This window comes from Actinomycetospora chlora (assembly GCF_039542135.1).
GTDB classification, from domain to species: Bacteria; Actinomycetota; Actinomycetes; order Mycobacteriales; family Pseudonocardiaceae; genus Actinomycetospora; species Actinomycetospora chlora.
Genome location: NZ_BAABHO010000030.1, coordinates 55,581 through 77,936, shown reverse-complemented (window position 1 = coordinate 77,936; position 22,356 = coordinate 55,581). Strand labels below are relative to the sequence as shown.

At 75.3% G+C, this 22,356-nt stretch carries 21 protein-coding genes; 10 read left to right on the top strand and 11 right to left on the bottom strand.

All coding sequences use genetic code 11. The features are described 5' to 3' along the window. On the top strand, positions 1–440 hold a 440-nt coding region (locus ABD994_RS18735), incomplete at its 5' end, for an HNH endonuclease signature motif containing protein (protein ID WP_345418292.1). Between the two features lie 59 nt (positions 441–499). Here ABD994_RS18735 and hrpB read toward each other — a convergent pair. From hrpB to ABD994_RS18715, 4 genes are all read right to left on the bottom strand, one after another. Continuing rightward, positions 500–2,917, bottom strand: coding sequence for an ATP-dependent helicase HrpB (hrpB, locus tag ABD994_RS18730; RefSeq protein WP_345418289.1), 2,418 nt, complete (start codon positions 2,915–2,917; stop codon positions 500–502). Beyond that, a complete protein-coding gene (locus ABD994_RS18725; protein ID WP_345418286.1) occupies positions 2,914–3,663 on the bottom strand; it encodes an alpha/beta fold hydrolase domain-containing protein in 750 nt (249 codons plus the stop codon). The genes hrpB and ABD994_RS18725 overlap by 4 nt, the downstream gene beginning before the upstream one ends. Positions 3,664–3,724: 61 nt before the next feature. Next, positions 3,725–4,036 carry an antibiotic biosynthesis monooxygenase family protein gene (locus ABD994_RS18720; RefSeq protein ID WP_345418283.1) on the bottom strand — a complete coding sequence of 104 codons (312 nt, stop codon included), beginning with the start codon at positions 4,034–4,036 and terminating at the stop codon, positions 3,725–3,727. Positions 4,037–4,161: 125 nt separating this feature from the next. Continuing rightward, positions 4,162–5,766, bottom strand: a complete 1,605-nt coding sequence (locus ABD994_RS18715; protein ID WP_345418280.1) for an MFS transporter — start codon at positions 5,764–5,766, stop codon at positions 4,162–4,164. 102 nt (positions 5,767–5,868) lie between these two features. On the opposite strand from ABD994_RS18715, the gene ABD994_RS18710 reads away from it, so the two are divergent. The 3 genes from ABD994_RS18710 to ABD994_RS18700 all read left to right on the top strand — a co-directional run bounded on the left by ABD994_RS18710 (position 5,869) and on the right by ABD994_RS18700 (position 8,762). Continuing rightward, positions 5,869–6,936 carry a YhjD/YihY/BrkB family envelope integrity protein gene (locus ABD994_RS18710; RefSeq protein WP_345418277.1) on the top strand — a complete coding sequence of 356 codons (1,068 nt, stop codon included), beginning with the start codon at positions 5,869–5,871 and terminating at the stop codon, positions 6,934–6,936. Between the two features lie 66 nt (positions 6,937–7,002). Then, positions 7,003–7,812 (top strand): methyltransferase domain-containing protein, encoded by an 810-nt coding sequence (locus ABD994_RS18705; RefSeq protein ID WP_345418274.1) that lies wholly within the window; start codon positions 7,003–7,005, stop codon positions 7,810–7,812. A 44-nt stretch (positions 7,813–7,856) separates the two neighbouring features. Next, complete coding sequence (locus ABD994_RS18700; protein ID WP_345418271.1) at positions 7,857–8,762, top strand: PaaX family transcriptional regulator; 906 nt, start codon at positions 7,857–7,859, stop codon at positions 8,760–8,762. Here the strand turns inward: ABD994_RS18700 and ABD994_RS18695 are convergent. After that, positions 8,704–9,096: a RidA family protein gene (locus tag ABD994_RS18695; protein WP_345418268.1), complete on the bottom strand. Its 393-nt coding sequence runs from the start codon at positions 9,094–9,096 to the stop codon at positions 8,704–8,706. The two genes, ABD994_RS18700 and ABD994_RS18695, sit on opposite strands and share 59 nt — an antisense overlap. Before the next feature lie 110 nt (positions 9,097–9,206). On the opposite strand from ABD994_RS18695, the gene ABD994_RS18690 reads away from it, so the two are divergent. Genes ABD994_RS18690 through ABD994_RS18680 form a run of 3 tightly spaced genes read left to right on the top strand, consistent with a single transcriptional unit; the run spans position 9,207 to position 13,099 of the window. Continuing rightward, the gene (locus ABD994_RS18690; protein WP_345418265.1) at positions 9,207–10,583 is read left to right on the top strand and encodes a phenylacetate--CoA ligase family protein; all 1,377 of its coding nucleotides are present in this window, start codon (positions 9,207–9,209) and stop codon (positions 10,581–10,583) included. Beyond that, positions 10,580–10,783 (top strand): hypothetical protein, encoded by a 204-nt coding sequence (locus tag ABD994_RS18685; RefSeq protein WP_345418261.1) that lies wholly within the window; start codon positions 10,580–10,582, stop codon positions 10,781–10,783. Before ABD994_RS18690 ends, ABD994_RS18685 begins: the two co-directional genes overlap by 4 nt. Positions 10,784–10,786: 3 nt before the next feature. Continuing rightward, on the top strand, positions 10,787–13,099 hold the full coding sequence (locus ABD994_RS18680; RefSeq protein ID WP_345418256.1) for a bifunctional salicylyl-CoA 5-hydroxylase/oxidoreductase: 2,313 nt from the start codon (positions 10,787–10,789) through the stop codon (positions 13,097–13,099). Here ABD994_RS18680 and fucP read toward each other — a convergent pair. The 3 genes from fucP to ABD994_RS18665 all read right to left on the bottom strand — a co-directional run bounded on the left by fucP (position 13,096) and on the right by ABD994_RS18665 (position 15,698). Beyond that, positions 13,096–14,454 carry an L-fucose:H+ symporter permease gene (fucP, locus tag ABD994_RS18675; protein WP_345418253.1) on the bottom strand — a complete coding sequence of 453 codons (1,359 nt, stop codon included), beginning with the start codon at positions 14,452–14,454 and terminating at the stop codon, positions 13,096–13,098. The genes ABD994_RS18680 and fucP overlap by 4 nt on opposite strands. Positions 14,455–14,538: 84 nt before the next feature. Then, complete coding sequence (locus ABD994_RS18670) at positions 14,539–14,721, bottom strand: hypothetical protein (RefSeq protein ID WP_345418250.1); 183 nt, start codon at positions 14,719–14,721, stop codon at positions 14,539–14,541. Positions 14,722–14,807: 86 nt separating this feature from the next. Beyond that, complete coding sequence (locus tag ABD994_RS18665) at positions 14,808–15,698, bottom strand: CHASE3 domain-containing protein (RefSeq protein ID WP_345418247.1); 891 nt, start codon at positions 15,696–15,698, stop codon at positions 14,808–14,810. 89 nt (positions 15,699–15,787) lie between these two features. Here ABD994_RS18665 and ygiD point away from each other — a divergent pair, with 89 nt between their 5' ends. Next, positions 15,788–16,672 carry a 4,5-DOPA-extradiol-dioxygenase gene (gene ygiD / locus ABD994_RS18660; RefSeq protein ID WP_345418244.1) on the top strand — a complete coding sequence of 295 codons (885 nt, stop codon included), beginning with the start codon at positions 15,788–15,790 and terminating at the stop codon, positions 16,670–16,672. Positions 16,673–16,690: 18 nt separating this feature from the next. Here ygiD and ABD994_RS18655 read toward each other — a convergent pair whose 3' ends face one another. Together ABD994_RS18655 and ABD994_RS18650 are read right to left on the bottom strand one after the other, a co-directional pair. Next, positions 16,691–17,317 (bottom strand): trimeric intracellular cation channel family protein, encoded by a 627-nt coding sequence (locus tag ABD994_RS18655; RefSeq protein WP_345418241.1) that lies wholly within the window; start codon positions 17,315–17,317, stop codon positions 16,691–16,693. 16 nt (positions 17,318–17,333) lie between these two features. Next, positions 17,334–18,632 (bottom strand): alpha-amylase family glycosyl hydrolase, encoded by a 1,299-nt coding sequence (locus tag ABD994_RS18650; RefSeq protein WP_345418238.1) that lies wholly within the window; start codon positions 18,630–18,632, stop codon positions 17,334–17,336. A 50-nt stretch (positions 18,633–18,682) separates the two neighbouring features. Between ABD994_RS18650 and ABD994_RS18645 the strand changes: the two genes are divergently transcribed. Together ABD994_RS18645 and ABD994_RS18640 are read left to right on the top strand one after the other, a co-directional pair. Then, the gene (locus ABD994_RS18645; protein WP_345418235.1) at positions 18,683–19,657 is read left to right on the top strand and encodes an alpha/beta hydrolase; all 975 of its coding nucleotides are present in this window, start codon (positions 18,683–18,685) and stop codon (positions 19,655–19,657) included. A gap of 109 nt (positions 19,658–19,766) precedes the next feature. Then, positions 19,767–20,777, top strand: a complete 1,011-nt coding sequence (locus tag ABD994_RS18640; protein ID WP_345418233.1) for a beta-ketoacyl-ACP synthase 3 — start codon at positions 19,767–19,769, stop codon at positions 20,775–20,777. Here ABD994_RS18640 and ABD994_RS18635 read toward each other — a convergent pair. Next, positions 20,767–22,302, bottom strand: coding sequence for a class I adenylate-forming enzyme family protein (locus ABD994_RS18635; RefSeq protein ID WP_345418230.1), 1,536 nt, complete (start codon positions 22,300–22,302; stop codon positions 20,767–20,769). The two genes, ABD994_RS18640 and ABD994_RS18635, sit on opposite strands and share 11 nt — an antisense overlap. Positions 22,303–22,356 lie beyond the last annotated feature (54 nt).

The window sequence follows — 22,356 nt, the reverse complement described above, 5'->3', positions numbered from 1 at the left end:
GCTGGACCCGGGTCCGCGACCGCTGCTGCGTCGCCCCCGCCTGCCGACGCCGCGCGCAGGCCTCGGATCTGGACCACACGGTCGACCACGCGTGGGGTGGGCCGAGCCTGGACTGGAACCTCGGGGTCCTGGACCGCCACCACCACCGCGCCAAACACCACGGGGGCTGGACGGTCCACCAACCCGCGCCGGGGCTCTTCCGGTGGCGCACCCGCGCCGGCATCGCCCACACCACCAGACCGAGAAAGATCCTCGTCGAGCCGGTCGCGCCCCGACCCGCCGCCGCACCCCGCCCCCTGCCCGACGACGGGCCCGCCTGGGCCGACGACGACCACACCGACTGGCGCGCCCGCTACCGACGGCGCACCGGGCTCGCCGAGCCGCAGCGCACCACCACCGCACCCGCCGTCCACCCCGACGACGACCCGCCACCGTTCTGAACACGACAGCACTCCCGGCACGCTCGAAAGATCGAACTGGAGAGGTCCGGCAGACCGGATCAGCGCCGCGGGTCCTCCGGCCAGGCGTGCTTCGGGTAGCGGCCCCGCAGCTCCGCGCGCACCTGCGGGTAGCCCGTGTCCCAGAACGACGCCAGGTCGGCGGTGACCGCCGCCGGGCGCCCGGCGGGCGAGAGCAGGTGGACCACGACCGGGACGCCGGCCAGGACGGGCGCCCGCTCCCACCCGAAGGCCTGCTGGACCTTGAGCGCCACGACCGGCGCGGCGGGGTCGCCGTAGTCGACCTGGACCCGGCGGCCGGACGGGGTGGTGACGGACGTCGGCGCGAGCTCGTCGAGCCGACCGGCCTCCGACCACGGCACCAGGTGACGCAGGGCGGGTGCCACCGCCACCCGCGCGAGGTCGGCCCGGCGGCGGACGCGGGTCAGGTCGAGCCACTCCTCGACCCTGGCCAGCAGGGACCCGTCGTCGACGGCGGGCCACGGCTCCCCCAGCGCGGCGTGCAGGAACGCCAACCGCGCCCGCAACGACGTCGCGGCGGCGTCCCAGCGCAGCAGCCCGAGTCCCTCCGCGGCCAGACCCTCGCGCACCGCGGCCGCGACCGCCGTCGGGTCGGGCCGCGCCAGCGGCCGGCGGGCCAGCACGATCGCGCCGAGCCGTTCGCGGCGCTCGGCCACGACGTCGCCGTCCTCCCAGGCCACCACCGCCTCGTCGTGCCACCACCCGGCGGCGGCCTCCCGTGCGCGGTCCTCGTCGATCGGCACAGCCAGCCGCACGCGCGCCACCCGGTCGCCCGGACCGCGCACGGCGTCGGCCACGGCGAGCCACGGGCTGCCCCGCAGCCGCGAGCCCACGGCCAGCTCGACCCCGGTGCCACCGGTCGTCAGGTACTCGCGCGCGTCGGCACCGCGAGCCCGGGCGAGTCGGTCGGGATAGGCGAGGGCGACGACGTCCGCGCCGCCGCCGGCGCGGCGCCCGCCGCCGAGGCCGTCCACCCGCCGCAGCCGCCGCACCTCCGCCCGCCACCGCGGGTCGTTCGCCGCCCGAGCTGCGCGCCACCGCTCCTCGAGGTCGTCGGACTCGCCCGGGACGTCCGCGGCGAGCAGCGCCACCACCTCGGCCGCCGTGTCGGCGCCGACCGCCGCCGCGCCGTCCAGCAACGCCCGACCCAACCGCGGGTGCACCCCGGCCGTCGCCACCGACCGGCCCCTCTCGGTCACGCGCCCGCCCTCGTCGACGAGCCCCAGACCGCGCAGCACCTCCCGCGCGGCGTCGAACGCGGCGGCCGGCGGCGCGTCGAGCAGGGCCAGCCCCGCGGCGTCCGGCGTGCCCCAGCGCGCGAGCTGCAGTGCGAACCCGGCCAGGTCGGCGTGCGCCACCTCCGGGGCGTCGTCGCGGTCGCGGTGGGCGTGCTCGGCCTCGGACCAGCAGCGGAAGACCGTCCCCGGCCCCTCGCGACCCGCGCGGCCGGCGCGCTGCGTCGCCGACGACTGCGACGCGAGCACCGTGACCAGCGCGTCGAGGCCCCGGCCGTGGTCGGTCCACGGCCGCCGCGAGAGCCCGGCGTCGACCACCACGCGCACCCCGGGGACCGTCAGGCTCGTCTCGGCGATCGACGTCGCCAGCACCACCCGGCGCCGGCCCGATCCACCGCCGAGCACCGCGTCCTGCCGGGCGCCGTCCTGCCCGCCGTGCAGCGTCAGGACCTCGACCCCGTCCTCGGAGACGCCACCGAGCCGGCGGGCGACGTCGTCGATCTCCCGGCGGCCGGGCAGGAACACGAGCACGTCGCCGGCGGCCCCGCCGAGGGCGCGGCGCACCACGCCCGCCACGTGGTCGAGCAGCGCCGGCTCCACCCGGATCCCGCGCGGCGGCGGCACCGGCCGCGGCGGCGGGCTCCAGACGACGTCGACCGGGTGCAGCGGGTCGGGCGCGGTGACGACCGGCCCGTCGAGCGCCGCCGCCAGGTCGTCGGCCGCCGCGGTGGCCGACGTCGCGAGCAGCCGCAGGTCGGGACGCAGGGCCGCGCGCGCGTCGACGGCGAAGGCGAGCGCCAGGTCGGTGTCGAGGTGGCGCTCGTGGCACTCGTCGAGGACGACGGCGTCGACACCCGCGAGCTCGGGGTCGCGCTGCAGCCGGGCCACGAGCAGCCCCGTCGTGACGACCTCCACCCGCGACCCCGGACGGCGCTCGCCACGGATCGCGTAGCCGACCCGCTCCCCCACCGCCTCGCCGACCAGCCACGCCATCCGTGCGGCCGCGGCCCGGACGGCCACGCGCCGCGGCTCGGCGACGAGCACCCGCCCGCGGACCGATCCGGCGAGCGCGAGCGGCACCAGCGTCGTCTTGCCGGTGCCGGGCGGCGCGACGAGGACCGCCGCGCCGCGCGCACCCAGCGCCGCCGCCAGCTCCGGCAGCGCCGCGCGCACCGGCAGCTCCAGGCCGACCTCGTCGATCACACGGGTCGGTCTACCAGGTGCCGCGCGAGGAACCGGTTCCCGTCGTCGCCCTCGAACGCGGGCACGCCGGTGTGTCCGCCGGTGTTCGCGTGCAACGTCTTCTGCGTGCTGCCGAGAGCGTCGAAGAGCTCCAGCGACCGTGCCCGGTCGTTGCCCTCGTCGTCCCACTGCAGCAGCACCAGCAGCGGCAGCGTGACGCGGCGGGCCTCCTCGAGCGTGCGGCGCGGCACGTAGCTTCCCGCGAAGAGGATCGCGGCCGCGAGGCGCGGCTCGACCACCGCCAGCCGGACGCCGACGGCGATGACGCCGCCGGCCAGCGCCGCCGGGCCACCGATCTCCGGCAGCGCCAGGAGGGCGTCCAGGGCGGCCCGCCACTCCGGCACCGCCCGGTCCACGAGCGGCAGGACCACCCGGTCGACGACGTCGTCGGGGACCGGCTCACCGGCCGCGACGGCCCGGCGCAGGTCGCCGCGGGCCGCGTCGACGTCGGCGAGCCGGGGCCGCTCGCCACTGCCCGGCAGTTCGAGGGTCGCCGCGGCGTAGCCCGCCGCCGCGGCGTGGTGGGCCCGGGCCTGGAGCCGGGGGTGCATCGCGTCGAGGCCGCCGGGGTGGCCGAGCAGGAGCAGCGGGGCCGGGGCGGCGGCCGGAGCGGCGGCCGGCGTCCAGAGGATGCCGGGGACGTCGTCGAGGGCGAACCGGCGTTCGAGCACACCGTCGTCGAGGGGTCGTTCCGCGGTGAAGCGCATGGTCGCCGGGACGGTAGACAACGGTTCCGGGGGGCCGCGAGCGGATTGCGGCTCCGGGTGGCTAGTCGGAGGGGTCCGCCCACCGCTCCGACGGGGCGATCAGGTAGTTGTGCACCGGCGAGACGGTCACCTCCGGCGGCGCGATCCCCACGTCCTCGAGCACCGGCGCGAGCCGCTCCCGGACGAAGCGCTCGAACGCGTCGGCCGACTCCCAGACGTCGACCCCGCGGAACCCGTCCTCGGTGGGTACCGCGTAGTGGAACAGGCATCCGGGTTCGGACGCGCCCTCGGGTCGGAAGTCGAGGCGCCGGAGCAGGTCGTTGTACGCCTCCAGCGTCACCCCGTGGAACGTCGTCTCCACCGCGGTCGCCATCTCGGTCCCCCTTCACCCCTGGCGTCGGGTCATCGTCGCCGCGTTCGCGTGACGGTGGCAGGGGCTCGCGCCCCGAGCGGGACGGGCGTTCCGGCCCTGGCGTCGGGTGCGGGGAACGTGCTCGATCAGGCCGCGGTCGCCGCCCGGCTCCGGCCTCGCACCGGGGCCGACGGCAGGGCCCCGGTGACGAGCAGGCTCGCGAGGGCGATCGCGGCCGTGGCGAGCATCCCGGCGCGCAGGGCCTGCAGCTGGGCCTCCGCGTAGGCCTCGAGCACGGGCGCGGCCTGGTCCGGGGGCACGCCGGCCGCCGCGAGGGCCGCCTGCACCTGCCCGAGCGGGACGAAGTCGAGGCCGCGGGAGATCGCCACCCCCACCTGCCCGGCGAGGTCGGCGGAGATCCGCGGGTCGGCGCTGACGCCGCGGGAGGCCGCCGCGCCCAGGCCCGCGATGAGCACCGAGCCGACGAAGGCGGTGCCGAGCGACGACCCGAGGTTCTGCGCGGTGTACTGCAGCCCGCCGGCCGCACCGCGGTCGTCCTCACCGACGCTCGACTGGGCGACGTTGCCGAGCTGGGCCGCCAGCAGCCCCATCCCGACGCCGAGCAGCGCGGTCGCCCCCGCGAACGCGGCGTCGTCGAGCTCCGGCTCGACCGTCGCGAGCAACCACAGGATGGCCACCACGAGGATGCCGAAGCCGAGCCGGACGGCCTGGCGGGGAGCCAGCAGCCCCGCCAGCCGCGGGGCGGCGAGCGCGGTGACCAGCATCGTCGCCGAGATCGGCAGCAGCCGCAGACCGGTCTGGAAGGCGTCGAGCCCGAGCACGACCTGGAGGTAGAGCGGGATCGAGAAGAAGAGCCCGAGCAGCACGAGGTTCTGCGCGAGCAGGCACCACAGCGCGGCCCGCAGGGGCGGGACCGCCGTCAGCGACCACCGGAACAGGGGGTCCCGTCCGGCCGCCTCGCGGCGGCGGACCCAGGCGCGCAGGAGGGCCAGGACGACCAGCCCGGCGGCGACGACGAAGAACGTCGGGGCGAACCCCAGCACCGCCACCTGCGGGTCGCGCGGACGCAACCACCCCCACGTCGTGCTCTGCAGGACACCGAGGACGACGAGGGCGATCCCGAGGACCGAGAGCGCGGCGCCGACCACGTCGAGGCGGGGTCTCGGCCCGTCGAGGGGCGCGTCGTCCACCCACCGCAGCCCGACCAGGATGAGCAGCACGAGGACGACCTCGCCGGCGAAGACCAGCCGCCAGGTCAGGTAGGTGGTCACCCATCCGCCGAGCAGGGGCCCGACGGCGATCCCGGCTCCGGCGAGGGCCCCGACGACGCCGTAGGCCAGGGTCCGCTCGCGGCCCGCGGCGAAGTTCCCGCCCACGAGCGCGGCCAGCGCCGGCAGCACGAGGGCGCCGCCGAGCCCCTCGATGATCGACCAGCCGAGGGTGAGCACGGCGACGGTCGGGGCCAGTGCGGTGAGCAGCGAGCCGACCGCGTAGACGCAGAGACCGGCGGCGAAGGTCCGCCGGCGGCCCCACGCGTCGCCGAGCGTCCCGCCGGTGAGCAGGAACGCCGCCATGACCATCGTGTAGACGGTGATGACCCGCTGGATGGTCGTGACGTCGGCGTCGAAGTCGGCGACGAGCTGGCTGATCGACACGTTCATCACCGACGTGTCGAGCACGACCAGGAACTGCGCCGCACCCAGCGCGGCCAGCGGAGTCCAGCGCGACATGACCACGACCGCACCGGGTCGGGTCACCCCGGGGCCAGGGCCGGTCGGCCCGCCCGCACCCGACCGAAGACCCCTGGCGGCACGCGCGCGGGACCGGCTCTGATGGGGCGTGTGGTGACGGTGGCCGACGCGGCGCCCGCGGAGCCCGGCCGGCTCGAGGTGCTGCGGGCGCGCCACCCCTGGCTCGACCACCTCGTGCGCGCCGGGTCCCGGTACGTCGAGCGGCACGGCGACCACTACGCCGCGGCCGTCACCTACTTCAGCGTGCTGGCCCTCGTCCCGGTCCTCATGATCGCGTTCGCCTCCGCCGGCTACGTCCTCGCCGGTGACCCGCAGCTGCTGGCGGAGCTGCAGGAGGCGATCACGGGCACGGTGCCGCCGTCGCTCGCCCCGATGGTGAGTTCGATCATCACCACCGCGATCGACCAGCGCGACGCGGTCGGCGTCCTCGGCCTGGTCGTCGGGCTGATCGCCGGCCTGGGGTGGACCGCGAACCTGCGCGAGGCGCTCTCCGAGCAGTGGGCCCAGCGCGCAGAGGCCCACTCCCTGGTCCGGCGCTACGCCGCCGACCTCCTCGCCATGATCGGGCTCGGCGCCGCGCTGCTGCTGTCCTTCGGGGTCACCGCGGTCGGGACGGCGATGTCCGGCACGGTGATCGAGCTGCCGGGCCTCGACCGCGCGTGGCTCACCCGGTTCCTCGTGGGCCTGGCGGGCGTGGCCGTCACGCTCCTCGCCAACTGGATCGTGCTCGTGTGGGTCGTCGCCCGGCTCCCGCGGGAACCGGTGACGGCGCGCAGCGCCGTCCGGGCGGCCGCCCTCGGCGCGGTCGCGCTCGTGGCGCTCCAGCAGGTCGTGGCCGTCTACCTCGCCCAGGTCACGACCTCGCCGGCCGGGGTGGCCTTCGGCCCGGTCCTCGGGCTCCTCGTGTTCACGAACGTCGTGGCGCGGCTCGTCCTCTTCGTGACCGCGTGGGCGGCGACGCTGCACGAGAACGCCCCGGAGCCCGTCGCCGAGCCCGCCCCCGTCGTGGTGCGGCCGGCGATCACGACCCGCCGGCCCCCGTCGCCCGGGCTGGTGGCCGCGCTCGTGGGCGCCGCCGCGGCGCTCGGCGCGGCCGCCGGCGCCACCGTCCGGCGACGCCGGACGGTGCCGCCCGGGTCGGCGTCCTGATCGACGCCGGAACGGCGGGGTGGCACGCTCCGTCGTGTTCGGCCCGAGGAGCGCAGGAGGACCGGCATGGACGATCGCGCCGGGTACACGATCGCCGGCGGGGCGACCGACGCCGACCGGCTCGCGCGGATGTCGACGGTGATGGCGGACTCGACGCTACGGTTCCTGCGCGCCGTCGGCCTGGGCCCGGGCGTCACGTGCCTGGACGTCGGCTGCCGCGACGGCCAGGTCGCGCTCGACATGGCCCGGGAGGTCGGGACGTCGGGGCGCGTGGTCGGCGTCGACGCCGACGAGGACGCGCTCGACATCGCGCGGCGCGCCGCGCGGGCCGCCGGGGTGGCGGCGACGTTCGTCCGCGCCGACGCCGCCCGCGAGGCCCTGCCGGTCACGGGGGTCGACCTCGTCTTCGCCCGGCTGTTCCTCGGCCACCTCGTCGAGCCCATGGCGGCCCTGCGCGCGATGGTGGCGGCGGTGCGCCCGGGCGGCGTGGTCGTGGTCGAGGACCTGTTCACGCCCACCCTGCACGCGGAGCCGCGGGTGCCCGCGCTGGACGACCTGGCCGACGTCTACAGCGCGACGGTGCGCTTCCACGGCGGCGACCCGACGATCGGCCCCCGCCTCGGGGCGCACCTCGGTGCCGCGGGGCTCGTCGACGTCCACGAGGAGACCGTCGAGAACCGGATGTCCACCCCCGCGCAGAAGATGTTCCTCGCGGAGCTGCTGGACAACATGCACGACGCGATCGCCTCGGCCGGCACGGCGAGCCCGGACCGGATCCGGGACCTGCGGGCCGACGTCGCGGCCGCGGCGGAGCGTGCGGACACCGTGTTCGTGCAGGCCCGGATCCACCAGGTCTCCGCCCGCCGCCCGGGGTGACCCCTGGATTTGCGCGCGGGCCGGCGGCGTCCCACGGTGTGCGCGTGGTGGCGGGCGCGACACGGCCGGTCGGCGAGCCGGGGGACGTGCCGGACGCCGGCCCCCTCGCGCCGCGGGCGCTCATCGTGTCGCTGTTCGGGCTGTACGCCCGCGAGCTGGGCGGCTGGCTGTCGGTCGCGACGATCGTGCGGCTGATGGCCGACCTCGGCGTCGACGAGCAGGCGACGCGCTCGGCGGTCTTCCGCCTCAAGAAGCGCGGGCGGCTCGAGGCGCAGAAGCAGGGCCGCACCGCGGGCTACCGCGCCTCGGCGGAGGCCCTCGAGATCCTCGCCGAGGGCGACACCCGCATCTACGGCCGCCGCCGCGGCCACCCGGACGACGGGTGGCTGCTGGTGGTGTTCTCCGTGCCGGAGTCCGAGCGCGACCAGCGCCACCGGCTGCGCAGCACGCTGACCCGGCTCGGGCTGGGGACGATCGGGCCGGGGACGTGGGTCGCGCCCGGCCACCTCGGCGACGCGGTGCTGGCGGCGCTGCACCGCGGCGGGCTGGCGCAGTTCACCGACGTCTTCCGCGCCACCCACCTCGCCGGCGCGCCGGGCCGGGACACGATCGCCGCCTGGTGGGACCTCGACGCGCTCGAGGCCACGTACGCCGACTACCTGCGGCGCTTCGCCGGCGTGGCCGCCCGCTGGGAGGACCACCCCGGCGACGACGCGCGCGCCTTCGCCGACTACGTCCCCGCGGTCACCGCCTGGCGCCGCCTGCCCTACCTCGACCCGGGCCTGCCGCTGGAGTACCTGCCCGAGGATTGGATCGGCTCGCGGGCGGAGGCCCTCTTCGACCGCTTCCGCGAGCTGCTCGCCGTACCCGCCGCCCGCCACGTCCGCGCGGTCACGCCGCCGCCACCGCCTGGATCTCCACGAGCGCCTCGGGCTGCCACAGCCCGGTGACCCCGACGCCGGTCATCGCCGGGTAGTCGGTGCCGACCAGCTCCCGCCACACCGCGCCGATCTCCTTGCCGTGGGCCTGGTAGTCCGGGATGTCGGTCAGGTAGATCGTCACCGAGAGGAACCGGGACGGGTCGCCGCCGGCCGCCCGCAGCGCCGTGACCACGTTGCCGAGGGCCTGGCGGAACTGCTCGACGATCCCGCCCGCGACGATCTCCCCCGCCGCGTCGAGCGCCGTCTGGCCCGCGAGCCACACCACGTCGCCGTGGCGCACCGCGTGCGTGAAGCCGGACGGCTTCGCCAGCGTGTCCGGGTTGACCAGGGCGATCTCGCTCATCGGGACGGCCTCCACGAGGTCTGGTGTCGCTGCCGAGCACCAGGCTAGTTTGTTCTCGTCACCGCCGTAACAGAGACGCTATCTCCGGCCGGGCGACGGAGGACCAGCCCATGACCGACCAGACGATGACCGACCAGCCGTTCTGGAACCCCAAGACCGAGACGCTGCCGCGCGAGCAGCTCCGCGAGCTCCAGCTCGCCAAGCTCCGCCGCACGGTCGCCTGGGCGAAGGCCCGCAGCCCGCACTACGCGCGCACGCTCGCGGGCGTCGACCCGGACCGTCTGCGCTCCCGCGACGACCTGCAGCGCCTCCCGTTCCTCACCCGCGAGGAGTGGATGAGCAGCCAGGACGTCCACCCGCCGTACGGCGAGCTGCCGGTCGCCGGACCCGAGCGGGCGATCCGGGTGCACACCACCAGCGGCACGTCGGGACGCACGCCGCTGCGCGCGCTCGACTCGCGCAAGGACTGGTCGTGGGCCGCGGAGATGTGGTGCTACGCGCTGTGGGGCGCGGGGGTGCGGCCGCGCGACGTCGGCTACGTGGCGTTCGGCTACGGCAGCTTCATCGGGTTCTGGGGCCTGCACGGCGGGCTGGAGAAGCTCGGCGCGCTCACCGTGCCGGGCGGCGCCCAGACCACGCCGCACCGCGTCCGGCAGATCGTCGACTTCGGCGCGACCGTCGTCGCCTCCACCCCGACCTACGCCCTGCGCCTGGCCCAGGAGGCCGCGGCGATGGGGATCGACCTGCCGTCGGGCCCGGTGCACACGCTGGTCCTCTCCGGCGAGCCGGCGGGCTCGATCCCGGAGACGAAGGCGCTCATCGAGCGGCTCTGGGGCGCCCGGGCCATCGACACCGCCGGCATGACCGAGATCTCGACGATCGTCATGTTCGAGCCCGCCAACCAGCCCGGCGGCTGCCACGTCATCGAGGACCACTTCATCGAGGAGGTCGTCGACCCCAGCACCGGCCGCGAGCTGCCCTACGGCGAGCGCGGCGAGCGGGTGTGCACGTCGTTCGGTCGCTCCACCACGCCGCTGCTGCGCTACCGCACCGCCGACCTCGTCGTGAAGGTCCCGGCCGCGACCGCGGGCAACGGGCGCACGTTCGACCTCTACCAGGGCGGCATCATCGGCCGGGTCGACGACATGAAGCTCGTCCGCGGCACCAACGTCTACCCGGGAGCGGTCGAGGCGATCGTGCGGGGCGTCGGCGGCGTCGAGGAGTTCCAGATCCGCCTCGAGCACCTCGACGGCCGCGACGAGGTCATCCTGCTGATCGAGCCCCACCCCGCGACCACCGACGACGGCTGGACCGCGCTGGCCGCCGACCTCGGCGCCCGGCTCGCCGACGCCCACGAGGGCCTGCGCTTCCACCTGCGCCGGGCCGCCACCGACGAGCTGCCGCGCTTCGAGCTCAAGGCCAAGCGCCTCACCGACCTGCGCGCCGAGCAGCAGCGCGCGGCCCTGACCGCCCGGGAGACGGCATGAGCACCGACCTCGTGGGCACCGAGCTCACCGGAACCGAGACCGAGCTGCTCGCCGCGTACGACGCGCTGCGGGCCCTGCTGGGCGCCGACGACCTCGCCCCCTGCGCCGCCGCGGGCGTCCGCGCCGCGCTGGCGCACCTCGGGGTGGTCGTCAGCGATCTGGGCCTGCGCTTCGAGCACCTGCTCGACGACGGGATCTGACCGGTGGCCGCCCGATCGATCGCGTCCGTCGGCGGCGGCCCCGGCGGGCTGTTCACCGCGATCCTGACCAAGAAGTCGGACCCGGCGCGCGACGTCGTCGTGTACGAGCGCAACGCCGCCGACGACACCTTCGGCTTCGGCGTCGTGTTCTCCGAGGAGACCCTGCAGAACATCGCCGACGCCGACCCGGAGTCCATCGACCGCATCCAGGCCGAGTTCCGGCACTGGAGCGCCATCGACACCGACTTCCTCGGCACGATCGAGCGCTCCGACGGCCACGCCTTCGCCGCGCTGGAGCGCAAGCGGCTGCTGCAGATCCTCGGCGAGCGCGCGACCGAGCTCGGCGTCGACGTCCGCTACGGCACCGAGGCGCCGCCGCTGGACGAGCTGCGCGCGCGGTTCGACGTCGTCGTGGCCGCCGACGGCGTCAACAGCCGCACCCGCGAGGCGCTGACCGACCGGTTCGTGCCGTCGCGCGAGGGCCGGACGGCGAAGTACGCGTGGTTCGCCACCGAGCGCCCGTTCGACTGCTTCACGTTCCTCATCGTCGAGACCGGGTTCGGCCTGTTCTGGGCGCACATCTACCCCTTCGACGACACCCGCTCGACCTTCATCGTGGAGACCGACGAGGCCACGTGGCGACGCGCCGGCCTCGACGCGTACGCCGCGGTCCCGCGGCGCCCCGGCGAGGACGACGAGGCGTCGATGCGCTTCTGCGAGCGCGTCTTCGCCGAGCACCTGCGGGGCTTCCCGCTGATCGGCAACAACTCCGGCTGGCTGTCGTTCACGGTGATGCGCAACGAGCACTGGAGTGCCGGCAACGTCGTGCTCGTCGGCGACGCCGCGCACACCGCCCACTTCTCGATCGGCTCGGGCACCAAGCTCGCCCTCGAGGACGCGATCGCGCTGGCCGGCGCGCTGGACCGCGAGTCCGACCTCGACGCCGCGCTCAAGGCCTACACCGCGGAGCGCGAGACGGTGGTGGCGTCGCTGCAGCGCTCGGCGCAGACCAGCCTCGAGTGGTTCGAGGGCCTGGCCCGCTACCGCCACCTCGCGCCCCAGCAGTTCGTGTTCCAGCTGCTCACCCGCAGCCAGCGCGTCACCTACGACAACCTGCGGCTGCGCGACCCCGCCTACGTGGCCCGGCTCGACCACTGGCTCGCCGAGCAGACGCGGGCGTCCGGCCTCGAGGTCGCCGACGGCACCCCGCCGATGTTCCACCCGTTCCGGCTGCGCGGCCGGACGCTCGGCAACCGCATCGTCGTCTCCCCCATGGCCCAGTACTCGGCGGTCGAGGGCGTGCCCACCGAGTGGCACCTGGTGCACCTCGGCTCGCGCGCCGTCGGTGGCGCGGGGCTGGTCATGACCGAGATGACGTGCGTGACGCCGCAGGGCCGCATCACCCCGGGCTGCCCCGGGCTGTGGACCGACGAGCAGGGCGCGGCGTGGCGCCGCATCGTCGACTTCGTCCACCGCGAGACCCCGGCGCTCATCGGCGCGCAGGTCGGCCACGCGGGGCGCAAGGGCTCGACCAAGGTCATGTGGGAGGGCATGGACGACCCGCTGCCCGACGGCGGCTGGGAGGTCCTGGGCCCGTCGCCGGTCCCCTACCGCTCGGACAGCCCCGTGCCGCGCGAGATGACGACCACCGACATCGCCGAGGTGATCGACGCCCACGTGCAGGCCGTCCGCCGCGCCGCCGACGCGGGCTTCGACCTGCTCGAGCTGCACTACGCGCACGGCTACCTGGTGTCGTCGTTCCTCTCGCCGCTGTCGAACCACCGCACCGACACCTACGGCGGCCCGCTGGAGAACCGGGCCCGCCTCGGTCTGGAGATCCTCGACGCGGTCCGGGAGGTCTGGCCCGACGACCGCCCGATCAGCGTGCGGATCAGCGCCACCGACTGGGTCGACGGCGACCCGGACGGCGAGGGCGCCGGGTTCTGCGGCGACGACGCCGTGGCGCTCGCGCCGATGCTCGCCGCGCACGGGGCCGACATCATCGACGTCTCCACCGGCCAGACGTCCACCGACGCGGCGCCGCGGTACGGACGGCTGTACCAGACGCCGTTCGCCGACCGGATCCGTCAGGAGGCCGGGGTCCCGACCATCACCGTCGGCGCCGTGTCGTCGGTCGAGGACGCCAACACGATCATCGCCGCGGGCCGCGCCGACCTCGTGGCCCTCGCCCGGCCGCACCTCGTCGACCCCTACTGGACGTGGAACGCCGCGCTGGACCAGGACTTCCGCGGCGCGCCGGTGCCCAAGCAGTACCGCTCCGGGCTCTCCGCCCGCCGGCGCGAGCAGACCCCCTAGGGACTGCCGCTGCCCGTCGTCGCCGCAGGTGCCGGTTCCTCCGCGGCGACGGGGTGGCGCAGGTTGCTGCGGAAGTACAGCAGGATCCCGAGGAAGCAGGCCGCCGAGACGACGAAGGACAGCTTCAGCGATCCCAGGACGTCGGACACCGCGCCCTGCACCACCGGCACGACCGCCCCGCCGACGATCGCCATGACGAGGATCGCGCCGCCGGTCTCCTGGTAGCGCTTGTCCTCGATCGTCTCGAGCGTCTGCCCGAAGATCGTCGGCCAGCACGGCCCCATGACCAGGTTGGACGCGATGACCAGCCAGATCGTCGACGCCGACGGCCCGAACGCGGCCAGGACGAGCAGCACCGCGCCGATCCCGCAGTAGACGACGAGCACGCGGGCGGCCGAGTAGCGCGCGATGAGCGCGTTCGCGACGAACTTGCCGACCAGGAAGCACGAGAACCCGACGATCATGAAGTTGGTCGCCTCGCGCTCGTTCATGCCGGGGTAGAGCTCGAGCGCCACGCGGATGGTGAACGACCAGACCGCGGTCTGGAGCCCGACGTAGAGGAACTGCGCGACGATGCCCTTGCGGTACTGCGGGATCCGCCCCAGCACCCGCAGCGTCTCCCCCAGGGGCGCGGGCCGCTCCGCGGCCTCCCCCACCGGTTTGCTCCGCGGGAACTCGGTGAGCACGAAGAGCACCAGCAGGACGACCAGCACCACGAGGATGTACTTGTAGGGCAGCAGCGTGTTCTGCAGGAGGGCCTCGCCGAGCGCGCGTTTCGCGTCGGGTGTCGGGGCCGCGTCGAGCTGGGCCTGGATCGAGTCGCCGGTGCTGAAGATCAGGTACTTGCCGAGGACGACGCCGAGCAGGTTGCCGATCGGGGTGAAGGTCTGCGAGATGTTCAGCCGCAGCGTCGCGGTCGGGCGCGGTCCGAGCATCGAGGAGTACGTGTTCGCACTGGTCTCGAGGAAGCTCAGGCCGATGGCGATCGCGAAGATGCAGAACAGGAACATCCCGTAGGTCGCGAGCGTGCTCGCCGGGAAGAACAGCCCGCAGCCGATGATGTAGACCGAGAGCCCGATGAGGACGCCGACCTTGTACGACGTCCGGCGCACGATCCGCGACGCGGGGATCGCGATGAGGAAGTAGCCGCCGTAGAACGCCGACTGCACGAACGCCGTCGCCGCGTCGGACAGCACGAAGACGTGCTTGAACTGCGTGATCAGGATGTCGTTGAGCCCCGCCGCGGCGCCCCACATCGGGAACAGCAGCGACAGCAGCACGAACTGGAACAACGGCGTCCGGTCCAGGTAGCCCGAGTCGAGCTGCCTCGCGGGGTTCCTGATCAGCGTCCGCATCGGCACTCCCACACACCGTCGCCAGGGTGCTACGCAACGTAACTCGACGGTGTCGCGCGCGGCAAGGAGCCGGTCAGTCCGCCGTCAGTGACCGAGCCCGAGGAGCGCGGTCAGCTGCGGGGCGAACTCGTGCAGGGCGCCGACGGCGTAGAAGGCCAGCAGCAGCCCGAGCGACACCCAGCCACGGAGCCGGATCCGGCGCTGCGGGGACTGCTGCGGGGTCTGCTGTGGGTTCTGCTGCGGGGCCGGACGGATCGGCGCGCTCATCACGGGGACCTCCTGTCGATCTCACCCGTGGGACACGGCCGGACGGCTGATCGTCACGCCCCCGACCGGGTGATCCCGCGCACGGCTCAGCGCGGGACCGGCACCGGCTCGTCGCCGTCGCGGGGACCGGCCGCGGCGGTCTCCTCCCGCAGGAGGTGGACCTCGCGCTCGAGCTCGCCCATCTGGTCGGCCTTCGTCGGCGCCGGGAAGGTCGCCGGCGAGCCGGCCCGCAGCGCCCGCAGGTTGTCGGTGAGGCGCTCCACCCGGCGCACGATTCCGCGCCGGAAGAGGTACCAGGCGACGAAGCGCATGGCGAGGGCGGCGACGAGCGCCACCGCGACGGACACGTAGTCGCGCACGCGGATCGCGTTGATCTCCGCGATCCGGTCGTCCAGCAGCCGGCGTTCCTGGACCTGCAGCGCCCCGACCTCGGCGCGGATCCGGTCCATGAGGTCCTTGCCGTAGGCGAGGTGCGCCCGGATGCCCGGGTCGGCGGGGCTCCCGCCGCCCGCCACGAACGCGCGCTGGAAGGACAGGTCGGCCATCTGCCGGTCGGCCAGCGCGCGCACGTCCGCCAGCCGGGCCAGCGAGGCGGCGCGCGGCCCCTGCTCCGACTCGTCCGCCGCGAGCGCGTCCAGCCGCCCGGTGGCGCCCGGCAGCTCGCGGGTGGCCTGGTCGAACGGTTCCAGGAACTCGTCCTGCCCGGTCAGCAGGTAGCCGCGCACGCCCGTCTCGGCGTTGACCATCAGCGACGTCAGGCCGTCCAGCGCCGCGCTCATCTCGAAGCTGCGCTGGATGTCGGTCTCGATGCCGATCCGCTCGGAGTTCCCGACGACCCCCAGGCACGCCGAGACGATCACCGCGACCAGCGGCAGCGCGACGGTGATGCGGCCCTGCACCCGCAGCGGGATGCTCTCCCACAGCCGCAGGGCCGGTCGGACGAGGGCGCTGAGCCCGGCACCGACGCCCTGGGCCACCGGCTGAGCGTACGGCCGGGGCGGGTGGGGGGCACGCCGTGGCGTCCGGGGGCACGATGAGGGCCCGACGCGCGTGAGGAGGAGCAGCCGTGGCCGGAGAACAGACCCTGATGCCCGCGGCGTTCATCGGCCACGGCAACCCGATGAACGCGCTGGTCACCAACCGCTACACGTCGGCGTGGCGCGCGTTCGGCGCCGCGGTGCCGCGCCCGCGGGCGATCCTCGTCGTGTCCGCGCACTGGTACATCAACGCCACGGCCGTCACGTCGATGACGCGGCCGCGCACCATCCACGACTTCTACGGCTTCCCCGACGAGCTCTTCGCCGTCGACTACCCGGCGCCCGGCCTGCCCGAGCTGTACGACGAGGTCGCCGACATCGCCGAGCCGACGTGGGTCGGCGCCGACGTCGACAGCTGGGGCATCGACCACGGCACCTGGTCGGTGCTCGTGCACGCCTTCCCGGACGCCTCGATCCCGGTCGTGCAGCTCTCGATCAACGCCTACAAGTCCTTCGACTACCACCTCGAGCTGGGCGCGAAGCTCGCCGCGCTACGGCGCCGCGGCGTGCTGGTCGTGACGAGCGGCAACGTCGTGCACAACCTGGGCGGGCTGGACTGGCAGCGTCCCGACGAGGGCTTCGACTGGGCGCAACGCTTCGACGACGACGCCCGCGAGCGGATGCTCGCCGCGCCCGCCGACTTCCCCACCCTCGACGCCCACCGCGACTTCGGGCTGGCGGTGCCGACGCCGGACCACTTCATCCCGGCCGTCTACCTCGCCGGTCTCGCCGCCGCGGACGGCGGAGCCGACGGCGGCGCCGGCGCGACCGACGTCCTCGTCGACGGCTACGCCTACGGGTCGCTGTCGATGACGGCCTACGTGCTCGGGATGGCCCGTCCGCCGGTGGCGGACACCGCCGGCGGCTCCCCGGGCCGCCCGGGCGACACCCCCGCCCAGGACGCCAACATCTGAGCTACGCCAACATCCCGGCTATTCCGGGTCCGCGTCGGGACGGCCCGGCGGGTGCGGCGCCTCGAGCCGCAGCCGCACACCCACCAGCCGCACGGCGATGCACAGCGCCGCGCCGACCAGGGACGGCACGAGCGCGCCCGCCCCGAGCCGGTCCGCCACGACGACGACCCCGGCGCCCAGCAGCGCCGGGATCGCGTAGAGCTCGCTGCTGAGCACCGTCGGGACGCGGCGCACCAGCACGTCGCGCAGGGTGCCGCCGCCGACCGCGGTCAGCGCGCCGAGCAGCACGGCCTGCCCGGCGCCGGCACCGAGGGCGAGCGCCCGGCTCGCCCCGGTCACGGCGAACAGGCCCAGGCCCAGCGCGTCGAAGACCGTGATCGGCGTGGCCAGCCGCTCGAGCTGGCGGCTCAGGCCGAAGGCGACCAGCCCGCCGACGGCGGCGACGACCAGGTAGCGCCAGTCGCTGAAGGTCGCCGGTGGCAGGGCGCCGAGCAGGACGTCGCGCAGGATGCCGCCGCCGAGCGCGGTGATCATGCCGAGGGTGACGACGCCGACGATGTCGAGGCGCGCCACGCGGACGGCGGTGAGGGCGCCGTTGAGCGCGAAGGCGAACGTCCCGGCCAGGTCGAGGACCAGGGCGGTCACGGCGGTCGTCGACACCTCAACCGCCGAGGATGCGCCAGCCGTGCGGCGGGACCAGCAGCGCGTCCTCCCCGTCGTCCCCGTCCTCCCCGTGGGAGCCGGTGAGGACGGGCCCGTGCAGGGCGTCCGGGAAGTGCTGCGGCTCGTCGTCGGTCGAGAGCAGCGTGACCAGCGCGACGTCGGGGCCGGTGCTGCGCAGGGCGATCGTGGTGTTGGTCAGGTGCACGACGGTGGTGCGGGCGTGGGCGAGCCCGGGCAGGTGCCGGCGCCGCAGGCCGATGAGGCGCTGGTGCAGCTCGCGGGTGGGCGCGCCGAACGGGGCGAGCCCACCCGGGTCCGCGGGGAACGGCGGGCGCACGGCGTCGTCGCCGAACTCGTGCTCCTCCTTGACCCCGGTGAACGCCTGCTCGTCGCCCGCGTAGACCGTCGGCACCCCGCCGAGGGTCAGCAGCACGGCCAGCGCGTGACCGAGGTGCTCGGGGCGGTCCAGCCTGCTCGCGATGCGCGTGACGTCGTGGTTGCCCAGGAAGGTCAGCGGCACGAACGACGCGAGCATCGCCGAGTGCCGCTCCACGGCGTGGGCGAGCTCCCAGAAGTTGCGGTCGTTGAGCGCGCTCCAGATCGCCTTCCACAGCTCGTACTGGGTCACCGAATCCAGGCCGGACTCCGCGACGGCCGCGGCGTAGTCGCCGTGGATCACCTCGCCGACGAACCAGGCGTCCGGGAACGCGTCCCGCACCCCGGGCAGCACGGCCCGCCAGAACGCGTGCGGCACCTGGTAGGCCGCGTCGAGCCGCCACCCGTCGACGCCGCGGCCCAGCCAGTGCCGCATCACGGCCCCGACGTGCTCCTGCACGGCCGGCTCGCCGTGGTCCAGCGCCACCAGCAGGCCGTGGCCCTCGAACACCTCGGGCTCGTCGCCGTGCCAGCGAAACCAGCGGCGGGCGTCGGGGTCGCCGGCCTCGGCGCGGCGGAAGACCTCGAAGTCGCGCCCGACGTGGTTGAACACCCCGTCCAGCAGCACCCGGATCCCCCGCTCGCGGCACGCGCCGATCAGCGCGTCGAGGTCGCCGTCGTCGCCCAGGCGCGGGTCGACGCGGAAGTGGTCGACGGTGTCGTAGCCGTGGGAGCCCGAGGCGAACACCGGCCCCAGCGCGAGCCCGGAACAGCCCAGCTCGAGCAGGTAGTCCAGCCACGCCTGCAGCTGCCCGAGCCGGTGCACCGGCGGCGTCCCGGCCGGCAGCGCCTCCCGCTCGGCACCGACGAAACCCAGCGGGTAGACCTGCCACCAGACGGCGTGGTCGATCCAGTCGCTCATGATCCCTCTCCACGACGGGTGGGGCCGGGACGCCCGTGGGAGGTCAAGGTATGCGAGTCGCCCGGGACGCCATCGACCCGGAGCTGCGCAGGCGTGGCGCGCTGATGGGCCGGTTCCTCGCGGCGCGCACCGAGGAGCAGCTGCGCCGTGGGCAGCGCATCCCCGGGGTGGTCGAGACCTGGTTGCGGGGGCGCGTCCCCCGCGGCCTGGTGCGCACGGAGGAGACCGTCGCCCGGCCCGACGGGTCGCGGCTGCGGCTGCTGGTCTACCGGCCGGCGACCCCGCGTCCCGACGCCCCCGGCCTGCTGTGGATCCACGGCGGCGGCTACGCGACCGGTGCCGGCGAGTTCGAGGCCACGGGGTTCCGGTCGCTGGTCCTCGGCAGCGGCGCCGTCGTGGTCACCCCGGACTACCGGCTCAGCGTGGAGGCGCCCTATCCGGCCGCGCTCGACGACTGCTACGCCGCGCTGCTCTGGCTGCGCGACCACGCCGCCCGCCTGGGGGTGCGCCGCGACCAGCTCGCCGTCGGCGGGCCCAGCGCGGGCGGCGGACTGACCGCGGCGACGACGCTCTACGCCCGCGACCGTGGCGAGGTCGCCGTCGCGTTCCAGATGCCGATCTACCCGATGATCGACGACCGCGGCGACACCGACTCCACCCGCGACAACGACGCCCCGATCTGGGACGCCGTCACCAACCGTTCGGCCTGGCGGCTCTACCTCGGCGACCGCTACGGGACCGACGACGTGCCGATCTACGCCGCGCCCGCCCGGGCCACCGACCTCTCCGGCCTCCCGCCGACGATGACCTACGTCGGCGACGTCGAGGCGTTCCGCGACGAGACGGTGCGCTACGTCGAGGGCCTGCGCGCGGGCGGCGTCCCGGTGGAGTTCCGGGAGTTCCCCGGCGCGTACCACGGGTTCGACGTGGTCGTGCCGAAGGCGGCGGTCAGCGTTGCCGCGACGGCGTTCCGCGACCAGTGGTTCGGCCACGCGGTGCGCACGTACACCGCACCCCAGCTGTGACCAGTGCCATCGCCGTACCAGATAGTAGGACTTCCGAGTAACCGGATCCCGCCCTCACCGTGGAGGGACGTGCCGCCACCGCGGCGCGCCCCACCGACGCGGAGGTCCCGTGACCCGAGACCGGATCGCCACCCCCCACACCGGCGCGCGGGGAGCCCGGCTCCTCGGGCTGGGGGCCTACCGGCCCCGCCGCACCGTGGAGAACGACGAGGTCTGCGCGCCGATCGGTGACGTCGACCCGGAGTGGGTGCTCGCCCGCTCCGGGATCCGCACGCGCCGCTTCGCCGGCCCCGACGAGACCCTCGTGGGCATGGCCGCCGCCGCGGCGGACGACGCCCTCGCCGCGGCCGGCGCCACGGTCGCGACGGTCGACGCGGTGCTGGTGGCCACCATGTCGCCCGACACGGTGTGCCCGCAGGTCGCCACGCGCGTCGCCGACCGGCTCGGGACGTCCGCGGCCGCGATCGACGTCGGCGCCGCGTGCTCCGGCTTCTGCACGGCCCTCGAGCTCGCCGGCGCGCTGGTGCGCGGCGGCACGTCGTCGCACGTCCTCGTCGTCGGCGTCGAGCGGATGACAGACCTGCTCGACCCCACCGACCGCAGCACCGCCTTCCTGTTCGGCGACGGCGCGGGCGCGGTGCTGGTCGGGCCGGGCGAGGAGGCCGGTGTCGGGCCGGTGGTGTGGGGCAGCGACGGCGCCCAGGCCGACCTCATCGTCCACGCCCCCGCCGAGGACGCCGGCCCCGACGGGCTCCCGGGCCTGCGCATGCAGGGCCCCGCGGTGTTCCGGTGGGCCAGCACGCAGATCGCGCCGGTCGCCGAGAAGGCCCTCGCGGCCGCCGGGGTCGGCGTCGACGACCTCGGCGCGTTCGTGCCCCACCAGGCCAACAACCGCATCACCGACGCCCTCGCCCGCGCGCTCGCGCTGCCCGCGCACGTGACCGTGGCCCGCGACGTCGTGACCACCGGGAACACCTCCGCCGCGTCGGTGCCGCTGGCGATGCACGCCCTGCTGGCCGACGGCGACGCACGGCCGGGCGACCTCGCCCTGCTGGCCGGCTTCGGGGCCGGGCTCACCTACGCCGCGCAGGTCGTCGCGCTCCCGCCGATCAGCTCCTGAGCGCCGCGCGGTCCGCGCGGTCGGTGACGGCCGCGCGGTCGGGCTTGCCCTGCTCGGTGAGCGGGACCTCGGCCATCGGCACGACCACCAGCGTCGCGGCGACGTCGGTGCCGTGCTCGGCGGCCACCGCCTCGCGGCAGGCTGCCGGGTCGAGCGTGGCCGACGCCCAGGGCACCACCGCCGCCACACGACGCCCGCGAGCCAGGTCGGCGACGACGACGGCGTAGCGCACCGCAGGCAGCCGCATCAGGGTGTCCTCGATGCCGGTGGGGGTCACCAGGCGGCCGTCGACGACGGCGCAGTCGGCCGCGCGACCGAGGATGTGCAGGTGGCCGTCGGCGCCGAGACGGCCGAGGTCGCCGGTGCGGTACCAGCCGTCGACGAAGTGCGCGGCCTGCTCCTCGGGACGGTTGCGGTAGCCGTGGGCCATGGCCGGCGAGCGGACCTCGATGCTGCCGTACTCGGGGTCGAGGGCGCCGTCCTCGCGGCGGAAACGGACCTCGACGCCGGGGACCACCCGACCGGCGCTGGTGGCCCGTTCCGGGGCGGACGGGTCGTACTCGTCGGGCCGCAGCGCGCTGACGATGCCCATCTCGCTCGCGCCGTAGGTGTGCTGCAGGACCGGGCCCAGCCGGGCGTGGGCGCGGCGGCGCAGCGCGGGCGGGGCCGAGGCCCCGATGTGCGTCAGCGTGCGCAGCGTCGAGAGGTCGCGCCGCGCGACGTCGGGGTGGTCGACGAGCGCGAGGAGCTGGGGTTCGACGAGGAACAGGTCGGTGATCCGCTCGGCCTCGATCTGCTCGAGCAGGGCGGCGGGCTCGGAGTCGTCGCGCAGCACCACGACCCCGCCACCGATGATGGTCTGGGCGACGAGGATCTGGGTCAGGTAGGCCACCGCGCCCGACGCCAGCTGGCGGCGTTCCGGGCGCGGCGGGGTGGCGACGGCCGCGGCCCAGGCCGCGATGTCGCGCACGCTCGCCTTCGGGATGCCGACGGTGCCGCCCGAGGACACCACCGTCCCCAGGTCGCCGAGCCGCGACCGCGAGGCGAAGGGCTCCGGCGACTGCGTGGCGGCGAGCTCGTCGAGGCGCATCGGCACCCCGGGGACCGGCCCGACGGCGACGACCGGCGCCGTCGTCTCCGGGAGCTGGTGCGCGGTCTGCGGGAACACCACGACCAGCCGGGGGTCGATCTGCTCGAGCTGGCGGGCGCGGCGCCCGGCCCCGGGCGGCGCGGACAGGAACACGGCGCCGGCGTCGACGAGGTGCGTCGCGTACCGGACGGCGAGCGCGTCGGGGCGGTTCGGCGCGTACTGGGCGACGAGGTCTCCCGTGCCGATCCCGAGGCCGGCCAGGGCGCGGGCGTAGCGGTGGATCGCGGCCAGGAGCTCCGCGCCGGTCGTCTCGCCGTCGGGGTGGCGCAGCACCACGCGGTCGCCCGCCGCGGACAGCGCGCCCACGATCTGCTCCACGCTGGGGTGGACCTCGGGGCGGGTCACCTCGGACGTCCGGGTCGGCGCATCGGTCACGTTCCGTACGCTTCCGCCCGGTCCTCGATCAGACCATCGGCCGACCGGGTGAGC

Excerpts from the sequence above, each read along its gene's own strand:
- ABD994_RS18725 (WP_345418286.1), bottom strand. The coding sequence starts at position 3,663 with ATGCGCTTCACCGCGGAACGACCCCTCGACGACGGTGTGCTCGAACGC.
- ABD994_RS18720 (WP_345418283.1), bottom strand. The coding sequence starts at position 4,036 with ATGGCGACCGCGGTGGAGACGACGTTCCACGGGGTGACGCTGGAGGCG.
- ABD994_RS18715 (WP_345418280.1), bottom strand. The coding sequence starts at position 5,766 with ATGTCGCGCTGGACTCCGCTGGCCGCGCTGGGTGCGGCGCAGTTCCTG.
- ABD994_RS18710 (WP_345418277.1), top strand. The coding sequence starts at position 5,869 with ATGGGGCGTGTGGTGACGGTGGCCGACGCGGCGCCCGCGGAGCCCGGC.
- ABD994_RS18705 (WP_345418274.1), top strand. The coding sequence starts at position 7,003 with ATGGACGATCGCGCCGGGTACACGATCGCCGGCGGGGCGACCGACGCC.
- ABD994_RS18695 (WP_345418268.1), bottom strand. The coding sequence starts at position 9,096 with ATGAGCGAGATCGCCCTGGTCAACCCGGACACGCTGGCGAAGCCGTCC.
- ABD994_RS18690 (WP_345418265.1), top strand. The coding sequence starts at position 9,207 with ATGACCGACCAGACGATGACCGACCAGCCGTTCTGGAACCCCAAGACC.
- ABD994_RS18685 (WP_345418261.1), top strand. The coding sequence starts at position 10,580 with ATGAGCACCGACCTCGTGGGCACCGAGCTCACCGGAACCGAGACCGAG.
- fucP (WP_345418253.1), bottom strand. The coding sequence starts at position 14,454 with ATGCGGACGCTGATCAGGAACCCCGCGAGGCAGCTCGACTCGGGCTAC.
- ABD994_RS18670 (WP_345418250.1), bottom strand. The coding sequence starts at position 14,721 with ATGAGCGCGCCGATCCGTCCGGCCCCGCAGCAGAACCCACAGCAGACC.
- ABD994_RS18650 (WP_345418238.1), bottom strand. The coding sequence starts at position 18,632 with ATGAGCGACTGGATCGACCACGCCGTCTGGTGGCAGGTCTACCCGCTG.
- ABD994_RS18645 (WP_345418235.1), top strand. The coding sequence starts at position 18,683 with ATGCGAGTCGCCCGGGACGCCATCGACCCGGAGCTGCGCAGGCGTGGC.